The sequence below is a fragment of the Streptomyces sp. NPDC006326 genome (assembly GCF_040612915.1).
GTDB lineage: Bacteria > Actinomycetota > Actinomycetes > Streptomycetales > Streptomycetaceae > Streptomyces.
Window position 1 is genome coordinate 44940 of record NZ_JBEXRC010000004.1, and the last position, 12103, is coordinate 57042.

10 protein-coding genes are annotated in these 12103 nt (G+C 74.0%); 5 read left to right on the forward strand and 5 right to left on the reverse strand.

All coding sequences use genetic code 11. The annotated features are described in order from the left end of the window. Window positions 1-129 precede the first annotated feature (129 nt). Window positions 130-993 (reverse strand): ABC transporter permease subunit, encoded by an 864-nt coding sequence (locus ABZ128_RS04630; RefSeq protein WP_356846023.1) that lies wholly within the window; start codon window positions 991-993, stop codon window positions 130-132. Then, on the reverse strand, window positions 990-3725 hold the full coding sequence (locus tag ABZ128_RS04635) for an alpha/beta fold hydrolase (protein WP_356846024.1): 2736 nt from the start codon (window positions 3723-3725) through the stop codon (window positions 990-992). Before ABZ128_RS04635 ends, ABZ128_RS04630 begins: the two co-directional genes overlap by 4 nt. Before the next feature lie 177 nt (window positions 3726-3902). Here ABZ128_RS04635 and ABZ128_RS04640 point away from each other — a divergent pair, with 177 nt between their 5' ends. The 5 genes from ABZ128_RS04640 (at window position 3903) to ABZ128_RS04660 (ending at window position 7945) form a co-directional block, all read left to right on the forward strand. Beyond that, window positions 3903-5450, forward strand: coding sequence for an ATP-dependent DNA ligase (locus ABZ128_RS04640; protein WP_356846025.1), 1548 nt, complete (start codon window positions 3903-3905; stop codon window positions 5448-5450). Window positions 5451-5507: 57 nt separating this feature from the next. Further along, entirely contained in the window at window positions 5508-6179 is a 672-nt protein-coding gene (locus tag ABZ128_RS04645) for an XRE family transcriptional regulator (protein ID WP_356846026.1), read from the forward strand. A gap of 24 nt (window positions 6180-6203) precedes the next feature. Further along, window positions 6204-6320: a DUF6126 family protein gene (locus tag ABZ128_RS04650; protein WP_356846189.1), complete on the forward strand. Its 117-nt coding sequence runs from the start codon at window positions 6204-6206 to the stop codon at window positions 6318-6320. Window positions 6321-6386: 66 nt separating this feature from the next. Beyond that, complete coding sequence (locus tag ABZ128_RS04655) at window positions 6387-7469, forward strand: dihydrodipicolinate reductase (protein WP_356846027.1); 1083 nt, start codon at window positions 6387-6389, stop codon at window positions 7467-7469. Beyond that, window positions 7466-7945 (forward strand): carboxymuconolactone decarboxylase family protein, encoded by a 480-nt coding sequence (locus ABZ128_RS04660; protein ID WP_356846028.1) that lies wholly within the window; start codon window positions 7466-7468, stop codon window positions 7943-7945. Before ABZ128_RS04655 ends, ABZ128_RS04660 begins: the two co-directional genes overlap by 4 nt. A 97-nt stretch (window positions 7946-8042) precedes the next feature. Here the strand turns inward: ABZ128_RS04660 and ABZ128_RS04665 are convergent, their stop codons facing one another. The 3 genes from ABZ128_RS04665 to ABZ128_RS04675 form a co-directional block, all read right to left on the reverse strand. Continuing rightward, the gene (locus ABZ128_RS04665; protein WP_356846029.1) at window positions 8043-9692 is read right to left on the reverse strand and encodes a GMC oxidoreductase; all 1650 of its coding nucleotides are present in this window, start codon (window positions 9690-9692) and stop codon (window positions 8043-8045) included. A gap of 91 nt (window positions 9693-9783) precedes the next feature. Beyond that, window positions 9784-10410, reverse strand: a complete 627-nt coding sequence (locus ABZ128_RS04670; protein WP_356846030.1) for a DUF6629 family protein — start codon at window positions 10408-10410, stop codon at window positions 9784-9786. A gap of 17 nt (window positions 10411-10427) precedes the next feature. After that, window positions 10428-11951: an MFS transporter gene (locus tag ABZ128_RS04675; protein WP_356846031.1), complete on the reverse strand. Its 1524-nt coding sequence runs from the start codon at window positions 11949-11951 to the stop codon at window positions 10428-10430. Window positions 11952-12103 lie beyond the last annotated feature (152 nt).

The following is a 12103-nucleotide window of genomic DNA, read 5'->3' on the forward strand; positions in this document are numbered from 1 at the left end:
CGGCGCGTCCGTACGTCGTGACGACCGCGATTGTCCGGCGTGCCCGGGCGATCGGACGGCAGGCGCACGACTAGGGGGACCCCATTGCCACGGACGGCCGACGCCCGGGCCTGCGGCCGGCGGGGCGGGTCAGGACACGATGTCCTTGCGGGAGAAGCCCCGGAACGCGAGTGCGAACAGCACCAGCGCGTACGACACCGACACCGCCGCGCCCTTGACCATCCCGGCCCACTCCAGCTGCGGCTGCAGAGCGTCCGCCCAGGCGAACTGCCAGTGCGCGGGCAGGAACTCCCGCCAGGACCCGAGCGCGGTCACCGCGTCCAGCACGTTGCCGACGATCGTCAGGCCGACCGCCCCGCCCACCGCGCCCAGCGGCGCGTCCGTCCGCGTGGAGAGCCAGAACGCCAGCCCGGCCGTCACCAGCTGCGATACGAAGACGAACGCCACCACCAGCGCGAGCCGCGGCAGGGCCTCCCCGGCCGGAAGCGCGCCGCCGGCCGGGAGTTTCAGCGGCCCCCACCCGTACGCCGCCGTCCCCGCCGCCAGCGCCACCACCGGCAGCAGCACCATCGCCGCCAGGCTGAAGCCGAGCGCCACCACCAGCTTGCTCCACAGCAGCCGCGCCCGGGGCACGGGAGAGGCGAGCAGGTAGCGCAGCGAGGACCAGCTCGCCTCGGAGGCGACCGTGTCCCCGCAGAACAGCGCCACCGGCACCACCAGCAGGAAGCCGGCCGACACGAACAGGCAGGTGGCGGCGAAGTTCGCCCCCGAGGCCGTCGCCGTGTCGATGAGGGTGATCCGGCCGTCCCCGCCGCCCCGGCCGCCGTCCTGGCCGCCGCCCACCGCGAACGCGATGACCATCACGAACGGGAGCGCGGCGAGCACCCCGCCCATGACCAGCGTCCGCCGCCTGCGCCACTGCCGCCGCGCCTCCACGCGCAGCGGCAGGGTGGCGCCGGGCCGGTACCCGGGAGCCGTGTCCAGGGCCGTCATGCCGCACCTCCGATCAGGGTCAGGAACGCGTCCTCCAGCCGCCGGTGCGGCCCCACCGCCGCCACCGGCACCTCCAGCCGCACGAGTTCGGCGATCAGCCCGGCCGGCGTGGCACCGTCCAGCCGTACGAGCAGCCCGTCATCGGCGGCCGCGACGGAGGCGACCCCCTCCAGGGCCGCCACCTTGCCGACGACGCCCTCGTCCACCGGTCCGGCCAGCGACACGAGCAGGGTGTCCCCGCCGCCCGTGATCTCGGCGACCTCGCCGGCCTGCACCAGCCGCCCCCGGTCCATGACCACCAGGTGCGTACAGGACTGTTCCACCTCCGACAGCAGGTGGCTGGAGACGATCACGGTCCGGCCGCCGGCCGCGTACCGGATCATCACGTCCCGCATCTCACGGATCTGCGGCGGGTCCAGACCGTTCGTCGGCTCGTCGAGGATCAGCAGGTCCGGCAGGCCGAGCATGGCCTGCGCGATCGCGAGCCGCTGGCGCATGCCCTGCGAGTACGTGCGCACCGCGCGCTCCAGCGCGTCGCCGAGCCCGGCGATCTCCAGGGCCTCCGCCAGGTGCGCGTCCTCGGCCGGGCGGCCGGTCGCCTGCCAGTAGAGCTCCAGATTGGCCCGGCCCGACAGGTGCGGCAGGAAACCGGCCCCCTCGACGAACGCCCCGACCCGCGACAGCACCGGCGCCCCCGCCCGCACCGGGTGCCCGAACACCCGGATCTCCCCGGCGTCCGGTGAGATCAGCCCCATCAGCATCCGCAGGGTGGTCGTCTTCCCCGCGCCGTTCGGCCCGAGCAGCCCGAGCACCTGCCCCCGTTCCACCCGGAACGAGAGGTCCCGCACCGCGTACCGGTCCTGGGCCCTCGCGTAACGCTTCGTCAGTCCCGTGATCTCCAGCGGTACGCCGGCCAGAGCCGGGTCGGGCTGTGGTCCCCGCCCCCGCGGCCCCGCGTCCTTGCGGCCCGTCCGCCGCAGGCCCAGCAGCGCCGCGGCGAGCGCCGCCGCGCCGAGCGGCAGCCACCAGGTCCACGCGGGCAGCCCCGCGGGGGCCGTCCGCACCCCCTCGGCCACCGGAACGGCGAGCGGGCCCTGTACCGCCACCGTGTAGGTGGCCGGAGCGGCCGGGGTCGCGTAGCCGAGGTCGGTGGCGGCGACGACGAGCCGCAGCCGGTGCCCGGCCTCCACCGCGTGGTCGACGGCGGGCAGCCGCAGCCGCACCGTCGTGCCCTGCCCGGCGTTCTCCACCCGTACCGGGGCGACCAGTTGGCTCGGCAGTACCGCCTGGCGCCCGTCCGGCCCCACGTCGTACACCTTGCCGAACAGGACGGCCGAGCCGTCCGCGGCCGTCGAGCCCACCTTCAGGGTGACGGTCGGGGTCCCCGTGATCCGTACCTCCCCGGTCAGCGGCTCCGACTCGAACCGGGCGTGCTGCCCGGGGAAGTCCAGCGAGAGCCCCGCCCCGAAGGCGGCGAGCTGCCCGCCGATCCCGGGCAGCGAGGACATCGCGGGCGGAGCGCCGCCCGCCGGGTTCGCGAAGCTCTGCTCCCGGCCGGTCAGGGCGAACTCCCGGGGGCCGGCCGTCAGACCGGGATAGGCGTCGCCGCTCGCGCCGCGCAGCCGGACCGCCCCGTCGGTGGAGTCGATGCCGCCGGAGCGCGAGACGCGGAAGGCCGGGCCGGTGCCGGCGCCCTCGTCACCCTTGAGGTAGCGGTCGAACCAGGCCGCAACCCGCCGCTCGATGCGGGCGGACTCGCGCAGGCCGCCGTCGTGGCCGCCCGACGCCCAGTCCACCGAGACCGGGGCGCCGTTCGCCGCGACGGCCTTCGCCATGGCGTCGGCCTGGTCCAGCGGGAAGAGCGAGTCGTCCTGGCCCTGGACGACGAGGGTCGGCACCTTGATCTGCTCCGCCACCGCCGAGGGGCTGCGCCGCTCCAGCAGGGCCCGGGCCTCGGCGTCGGGCTTCCCGGCCGCCGCGACCCGCTCGTACATGGCGCACAGCTCGGGCTGGAAGCGGCCGCAGCCCGGGGCCGCCGGTGCCCGGGGCGGCGCCCCGGCCGACCCGGCGTCCGGCGCCGCCATGGCCGCCGAACCGGTGGTGAAGAAGAGGCCGGACCACAGCTTCTTGAAGACGCCCTGCGGGAAGAGGGAGTCCGCGAGGTTCCAGTACGTGATCTGCGGGGCGATGGCGTCCACCCGCCGGTCGTATCCGGCGGCGAGCAGCGAGGCCGCCCCGCCGTACGAGGCGCCGGCCACCCCGACGCGCGGGTCGCCCTCCGCGTCGAGCCGTACCTCGGGGCGGTCCGCGAGCCAGTCGACGAGCCGGGAGACGTCCTTGACCTCGTACTCCGGGTCGTTCAGCCCGATCTGACCGCCCGAACGGCCGAAGCCGCGCGCCGACCAGGTCAGCACGGCGTACCCGTCCCGGGCCAGCCGCTCCGCCTGTGCGCGGACGTCGTCCTTGCTGCCGCCGAACCCGTGCCCGAGGAGTACGGCGGGACGATTGCGCCCTCCTGCGGAGCCCGAGGTGAAGTACGAGGTGTCGATCCCCGCGCCGGGCATCGGGAGGACCTGGTCCCGGCGGTGCACGGCGGGGCCGTCCGCGGCCCCGGCGGCCGTCCACGTCCCGGCCCCGGCGACCACGGCCAGCGCGGCGGCGCCCGCGAGCAGGCGGGTCCGGTGCCGCCGGGGCGGGCCGGGCTTCGGCAGTCGGAGCAGTCGGAGCTTCATACGGGAACCCTAAACGCCGGGTCCCCGCCTCCTGAGCGCCTCCAGGGGGACCCGGGCACCTCCTCCAGGACTACTCCGGCGGCGCCGCCGTACCGCGCCTGCGGTATCCGCCCGGACCCGTCCCCGGACCCGTCCGCCCGACCTGCGCCCGGCGCCGGGCGGCGGGAGGATGGCGGCATGCTGTTGGCCGAGGTCGCACGCGTGTCCCGGGAGGTCGCCGAGACCTCCGCCCGCTCCCGCAAGACCGCCCTGCTCGCCGAGCTCTTCGCCGCCGCGCCGCCCGACGAGGCCGGGCTCGTGATCGCGTACCTCTCAGGGCGCCTCCCGCAGGGCCGTCCCGGCATCGGCTGGCGCACGCTCAGCCGGGACGTCGAACCCGCCGGGCAGCCCACCCTCGGCGTCCGGGACGTCGACGCGGCGGTGACCGAACTCGCGGCCGTCGCGGGGGCAGGCGCCCAGGCCGCCCGGCAGCGGATCGTGGACGCCCTGTTCGCCGCCGCCACCGCGCCCGAACAGCGGTTCCTGCGCAGCCTGCTCTCGGGGGAGGTACGCCAGGGTGCGCTGGACGCGGTCGCCCTGGAGGCGGTGGCCGCGGCAGCCGGAGTACCCGCCACCGGACTGCGCCGGGCCGTGATGCTGGACGGCTCGCTGCCCCGGGTGGCGGCGGCGGTGCTGGCCCGGGGCGCGGAGGCACTGCGCGGGATCACCCTGCGGGTCGGGCAGCCCGTGCAGCCCATGCTGGCGAACACCGCCCGGTCGGTCGCCGCGGGCCTGGCCGCGCTCGGCCCCTGCGCCGTGGAGGAGAAGCTCGACGGGATCCGGGTCCAGGTGCACCGGGACGGGGACGACGTACGGGTCTACACCCGCTCCCTGGACGAGATCACCGACCGCCTGCCGGAGGTGGCGGAACTGGCGCGGACGTTCGCGGGGGAGCGGTTCATCCTCGACGGCGAGGTGATCGGCCACACGCCGGACGGCCGGCCGGTGCCCTTCCAGGAGATCGCGAGCCGGGTCGGCTCCCGCCTCGACGTCGCCGCCGCCCGGCAGGTCCTGCCTGCCGCCGCGTACTTCTTCGACGTGCTGGCCGTCGGCGAGGGAGCGGTCCTCGACCTGCCCCTGCGCGAACGGTACGCGGAACTCGCCGCGCTCGTGCCGCAGTCCGCGCGGGTCCGCCGGCTGGCGGTCGAGGACCCGGCGGCGCAGGAGGCCGAAGCCGAGGAGTTCCTCGCCGAGAGCCTGCGCCGCGGCCACGAGGGGGTCATGGTCAAGGCGCTCGACTCGGTGTACGCGGCCGGCCGGCGCGGCAGGAACTGGCTCAAGGTCAAACCGGTGCACACCCTGGACCTGGTGGTGCTCGCCGTCGAACGCGGCCACGGCCGGCGCACCGGGCTGCTGTCGAACCTGCACCTCGGAGCGCGCGCCGCGGACGGCACCTTCGCCATGCTCGGCAAGACCTTCAAGGGGCTCACCGACGAGATGCTGCGCTGGCAGACCGAACGGCTGGGGGAGCTCGCGGTGGAGGACGACGGCTTCACCGTGCGGGTGCGGCCCGAACTGGTCGTGGAGATCGCCTACGACGGGCTCCAGCGCTCCCCGCGCTACCCGGCCGGAGTCGCGCTGCGCTTCGCCCGCGTGCTGCGCCACCGCCCGGACAAGAGCGCGGCCGAAGCGGACACGGTGGAGACGGTGCTGGGCCAGGGCGGCGGCCCGTCCGATCCCGGATAGTTTGCCTCAGAGGCAAGATGGGTTGCCTGGCAGGCAAGACTCTGGCTGAATCGGGGTATGACACCCGGTCCTGACCCCGGTCCCGAGGGTCCCGACGCCCCGGCCGAGCCCGACGGCGTCCCCGACGAGCTGCCCGCCGTGGCCCCCCAACTGCGCGAACTGCGCCGCCGCGCCGGACTCACCCTGGAGGCCGCCGCCGCGCGGGCCCGGCTCTCGCCCGCCCACCTGTCCCGTCTGGAGACCGGCCGGCGCCAGCCGTCGCTGCCGCTGCTGCTCGGGCTCGCCCGCACCTACGGTACGACGGTCTCCGAGCTGCTCGGCGAGACCCCCGCCGTCGCCGACCCCGTCGTACGGGCCGGCGGTCCGGGCGCCCGGGAGGCCGGCGGCTGGACGTACTGGCAGGCCGGCGGTTCCGGCCGCGGCATGCAGGCCCTGCGGGTGCACGTGCCCCACGGCCGCCCCCAGGGCGAGCTGGTCCGCGTCCATCCCGGTGAGGAGTGGCTCTACGTGCTCAAGGGGCGGCTGCGGCTGCACCTGGGAGAGAGCGAATACCTGCTGGAGCCCGGGGACAGCGCCCATTTCGACTCACTCACCCCCCACCGGATCGGCGCGGCCACCGCGGCCGGGGCCGACCTGCTGTTCGTCCACACGCTGCTGCAGGCCGGTCTCGCCGGTCTCTGCCTCGGCGGCGGCACCGGCACCGGCACCGGCCCGGCCGCCCGCCCCTGACAGCCAAGGAGTTCTTCCGTGCACATGCAGTCCAAGTTCCCCCGCGGCCTGGTGATCCGGCTGATCGCGTACTTGTTCGTCGGCCACCTCTTCGCCTTCTTCGTGTACCTGCTGTTCGTCCTCGGCGCCCGGAACCAGTGACGCGGGCGGGGGAAGTTTCACCCCGCGGCTCTAGGAACCTGCAGGTCCTGTCGCTACCCTCCGCGCATGATTCCCACGGTTGTCTGGGGTACCGGCAACGTCGGCCGTCTGGCCATCCGTGCCGTAGCCGCCCATCCGGCGCTGGAACTGACCGGCGTCATCGTGCACGATCCGGACAAGGTCGGCCGTGATGCGGGCCGACTCGGCCAACTCGACCACGATGTGGGGGTCCTGGCCACCGACGACGCCGAAGCGGTGCTGAGCGCGCGCCCGCGGGCCGTCGTGTACGCGGCGTCCGGGGACGTCCGCCCCGACGCGGCCCTCGCCGACATCACCCGGGCGGTCCGGGCCGGGGCGGTCGTCGTCAGTCCCGCGCTGTACCCCCTCTACGACCACCGCAACGCCCCGCCGGAGTTCCGCGACCCGGTCGCGGCCGCCGTCGCCGAGGGCGGCGGCTCGCTGTTCGCCTCCGGCGTCGACCCCGGCTGGGGCAACGACGTACTGCCGCTGCTGCTCAGCGGACTGGGCACCACCGTCGACGCCATCCGCTGCCAGGAGATATTCGACTACTCCACCTACGACCAGCCGGACTCGGTCCGCCTCCTCGTCGGCATGGGGCAGCCCATGGAATACGAACCGATGATGCTCCTGCCGTCCGTCCCGTCCATGGTGTGGGGTGGTCAGATCCGGATGATGGCCCGGGCCCTCGGCGCCGAACTCGACGAGATCCGCGAGACGGTGGAGCGCCGCGCGCTCGACACCACCGTGCACACCCGCACCATGGGCGTCTTCGAGGCCGGGACCCAGGGCGCGATCCGCTTCGAGGTGCAGGGCATCGTCGGGGGCGAGCCGCGCATCGTCATCGAGCACGTCACCCGCATCCACGCCTCCTGCGCCCCCGACTGGCCGTCACCGCCCGACGGCGGCGACGGCGCGCACCGCGTGATCATCGAGGGTCGCCCGCACATCGAGGTCACCGTCGAGGCCGTGGACGAGGGCGAGAACCGCTCCGCGGGCGGCAACGCCACCGCGGTCGGCCGGCTCGTCGGCGCCATCGACTGGCTGGCGGAGGCCCCGCCGGGCCTGTACGACGCCCTCGACGTGCCCCTGCGCCCCGCCATCGGCAAACTCGGAAGGAAACCGTCATGAGGATCGACATTCCCGAGGGGCAGCACCCGATCGAGTACGTGTGGGGCGACATGGTCCCCGGGATCGGGATGGCCGCCGCGAACTTCTCGTTGTCCGTCTACGCGCACACCACCCTGGGGCTGCGCGAGTTCGAGGCGGCACGGCTGCGCGTGGCGCAGATCAACGGCTGTGTGTTCTGCCTGGACTGGCGCACGGAGCGGGACGGGGAGAAGGTCGAGGAGGAGTTCTCCGACGCCGTCACCGAGTGGCGCACCACGGACCGCTTCGACGAGCGGACCCGGCTGGCCGCCGAGTACGCGGAGCGCTACACCCTCGACCACCACAACCTCGACGACGCGTTCTGGGACCGGATGACCGCCCACTACAGCCAGTTGGAGATCGTGGAGCTGACGATGAGCATCGGCTCGTGGCTGGCCTTCGGCCGGCTGAACCACGTGCTCGGCCTCGACAGCGTGTGCGTGCTGCCGAGCCACTGAGCGGGATCGCCGGCGACGCTGCGGCAAGGGTTCCGGGGCCGGTCGGTGCGTTCCGACGGCCCCGGCTGCTGTGCGGTTCGCCGCGCCACTGCCACGGCTACAGGTCAGTGGCGATGATCTTCTCGATATTGCGTTCGGCGAGTGCGGTGATGGTGACGAACGGGTTCACGCTGGTGTTCCCGGGGATCAGCGCGCCGTCTATCACGTAGAGGCCGCTGTAGCCGTGCAGGCGGCCGTGGTTGTCGGTGGCCTTGCCGAGGACGGCGCCGCCGAGCGGGTGGTAGGTGAGGTGGTCGCCCCAGATCTTGTTGGTGCCGAAGAGGTCGGTGCGGTAGATCGTGCCCTCCTTCGCGTTGATCTTGTCGAAGATGGTCTTCGCCATGTCGATGGAGGGCTGCTTCCACGCGGTCTGCCAGTTCAGCTCGACGGCGCCCGAGGCCGCGTTGTACGTGAACTCGGCCCGGTGGGGGTTCTTGGTGATGGACAGGTAGAAGGAGGCGTACGTCTCGATGCCGGTCGGGAGCGGTGCCACCTCGGCGAACGCGCCTCCCGCGTCCCAGTTGTCGATGCCGCCGCAGGGGATCGAGGCCTGGACCTTCCCCGTCGGGTCCCACATGTGGTTGGCCCGCCCGCACATGACGTTGCCGTTGTCGCCCCAGCCCTTGCCGATCTCGCCGTTCAGGGCGGGCAGCGCGCCGGTGGCCTTGAGCCGTACGAGCAGCTTGCTGGTGCCGACGCTGCCCGCGGCGAAGAACACCTTGTCCGCGGTCACCGACTTGGTGGCCGTGGTGGTCCCCGAGGTGTCGATCTGGTCGATGACGACCGTGTAGCCGCCCGCCGCCGCGGGCCTGACCGAAGTGACCTTGTGCAGGGGGGAGATGGTGACCCGGCCGGTGGCCCTGGCCTGGGCCAGGTAGGTCTTCTGGAGGGACTTCTTGCCGTGGTTGTTGCCGTAGAGGATCTCTCCGGCCACCGCGGACTTGGGGACCGCTCCGGCCGCCTCCTGCTTCATGTAGTCCCAGTCGTACACGTCGGGGACGAAGACGAACGGGAAGCCGGAGCGCTGCGCGTGCTTGCGGCCGACCCGGGCGAACTGGTAGCAGTCGACGGTGTCGAACCAGGCCGGGTCGACGAGCCCCACGCCGAGCCCGGCGTTGGCGCGCGGATAGTAGGTGGCGTACATCTCCTCGGCGTCCACCGTCGGCAGGACGGCGGCGAAGTTCGCCCGTCTCGGAGTGACGGCCATCCCGCCGTTGACGAGGGAACCGCCGCCGACGCCGCGGCCCTGGTAGACGATGATGCCGCCCATCTCCTCCGCGTCCAGGATCCCGGTGTAGCGCGGGACGTCCTTGTCGATCGGGAAGCCGAGGAAGTTGCTCAGCGGCTGCTTGGTCCTGGTCCGCAGCCAGTACGCCCGCTGGTCCGGGCTGGTGGTGTTGCAGAAGATCTTGCCGTCGGAGCCGGGGGTGTCCCAGGCCATGCCCATCTCGACCATGTGCACGTCCACGCCCGCCTGGGCGAGCCGGAGTGCGGCGACGGATCCGCCGTAGCCGGTGCCGATCACCAGGGCGGGTACGCGCGCGCCGTTCTCGATCGGGCCCGCCGCCGGGGCGGTGGCCGCCCGCGCGGGGCCGGCCGTGACCGTGCCGGCGAGCACGGCGGCCCCGGCAATGGAACTCGTTCTTGCCATGAATCCACGACGGGAGATTCCCTTGGGGCCGTTTTCGTGCAGGGCTTTGTCACTCATGTGACGTTCCTCACTCTCGGCGGAATGGGAACGAGTTCTACTGCTGCCCGCATGTGAAGTCACTACATACGTCTAGGTAACTTCCGGCCGGTCACGTCACAGGAGGACGGCCCTGCGGACGCCGTACCCAACCCAGTACGAGCAGGGACGCGACCGCCGCGAAGGCGCACCACGTGGAGGCGAATTCCAGCCGCCACAGCGCTGAGCAGGCCAATGCCCCGACGGCCAGCACACGGCCGAGGAGCCGCAGGCGCCGGTCGCGGGCGAGCAGCAGCGCGCCCAGGGTGGCGGCCAGGTAGCCCGCGAGCACCAGCGGCGTCCACGGAACATTCACGCCGTAGCCGACGGTGTGACCCCGGATCTCGGCGCTCGCGGTCCCGCTCGCGAGGCGGTGCGCGAGCACCGCCGCGGTGGCGAGACCGACGGCGGCGACGGCCCACAGCCGGCGGGGAGCACCCGGCCCGGAGGCGAGCAGCACCCCGAGCGGCACCCACCCGGCCAGGACCGGCAGGGCGATCACCGCCCAGGCGGTGGTGGCCGCACCCCGACCGCCGCCCCCGTGCCACACGGCGGCCTCCACCAGCTGGTGCACCCCGAGCAGGACCGGCAGGGCCGCGAGCGGCAGATCGCGGGGGCGGCGTACGCGCGCCACGCAGACGACGCCGAGCGCGGTGACGGCCGTACCCGCCACCAGATCGGCCGTGGCGCTCCAGCACATGGCGCTGCTCCGCCGGCCTACCGCGCGCCGGGACCGGGTTCGCCCGGGGGCGCGGCGTCTTCCCCCGCCGCCCCTTGCGGGTGCTCCAAGGGCGGAGCGTTCGTCGCGCAGTACGTGTGGCACTGCGGGTGGCACGCCCCGGGCGCGGGCCGGCGCACCGTGGCCCAGGCCAGGCCGGCGCCGAACACCAGGATTCCGGCGCACCAGACCATGGCCCACCCGAAGGCGTCGTCGAACAGGTCGGCCGAGAGGTACGCGTCGCGGCCCATCCCGGCCAGCAGCGGCAGCGCCGCCACCGCCAGCAGGCCGGCGGCCCGTGCGGCCGCGTTGTTGATGCCGCTCGCCAGCCCCGCCCGCCCCGGGTCCACCGAGGCCAGCACGGTCGCCGTCAGGGGCGCCACCAGCGTCACCAGGCCCATGCCCATCACGGACATGGCCGGCAGGACGTCCCGTACGTACGAGGCCCCCGGGCCGACGCGCAGCGTCAGCAGCATCCCGCCCGCGCACAGCAGCGGCCCCACCGTGAGCGGGATCCGCGGCCCGATCCGTTCCCCGAGGGCGCCGGACCGGGCCGACAGCAGCAGCATCAGGACGGTCGTCGGCAGCAGGGCCGCGCCCGCGGCCAGCGCCGAGTACCCGGAGACCACCTGGAGCTGGAGCACCACGAGGAAGAAGAAGCCGCCGAGCGCCGCGTACACGCACAAGGTGACCAGGTTGACGGCGGTGAACAGGCGGGAGGCGAAGATGGAGGGCGGGATCATCGGATCGGCCCGGCGCCGCTCGACCCGGACGAACACCCCGGCCAGCAGGACACCGCCGACCGCCGCGCACACCACGGGCACGGTGGCGGAGCGGGCCTCGATCAGGGCGTAGGTCAGCAGGGCGAGAGCCGCGGCCCCCAAGGCGGCGCCGGCCACGTCGAACCGCCCGTGGGCCTGCGGGTCGCGGGACTCCGGTACGTGCCGCAGGGCGACGGGCACGCACACCGCGGCCAGCGGCACGTTCAGCAGGAACACCCACCGCCAGCCCGGCCCATCCACCAGCCAGCCGCCGAGGAACGGCCCCACGGCCGCGCCCACGCCGCCGAACCCCGACCACAGGCCGACGGCCCGCGCCCGGTCCTCGGACCGGATCGAGGCCTGGATCAGTGCGAGCGACCCGGGGGTCAGCAGGGCGCCGCCGATGCCCTGCAGGGCCCGTGCGGCGATCAGCACCCCGGAGTTCGGGGCGATCCCGCACAGCAGGGAGCCGGCCGCGAACCACACCACCCCGACCACGAAGACCCTGCGCCGCCCGAACCGGTCCCCGAGCGCCCCGCCGACCAGGATCAGCCCGGCGAGGGTGACCAGATAGGCGTTGACCGTCCACTGGAGCGCGGCCATGTCGGCGCCGAGGTCCCGCCCGATCCGGGGGAGCGCCACGTTGACCACGGTGGAGTCCAGCAGCGCCATGCTCGACCCGAGGACGGTGGTCAGCAGGATCCAGCGCCCCCGGGCCGACGCGAGCGGGACGGCGGGCTCGCCGGGCACGGGACGGGTCATGACTTCAGGCTCGCCCGCCCGGCCCGGAAGGGCCACCCCGGGGCCGGCGCACTACGGCTCATTTGGCCCTCTTGTTGTGCCCATGACGACTCCTTCACCATGACCGCGCACGTCACGCACGTCCTGTCCGCACACCCTGCACATGCCCCGCA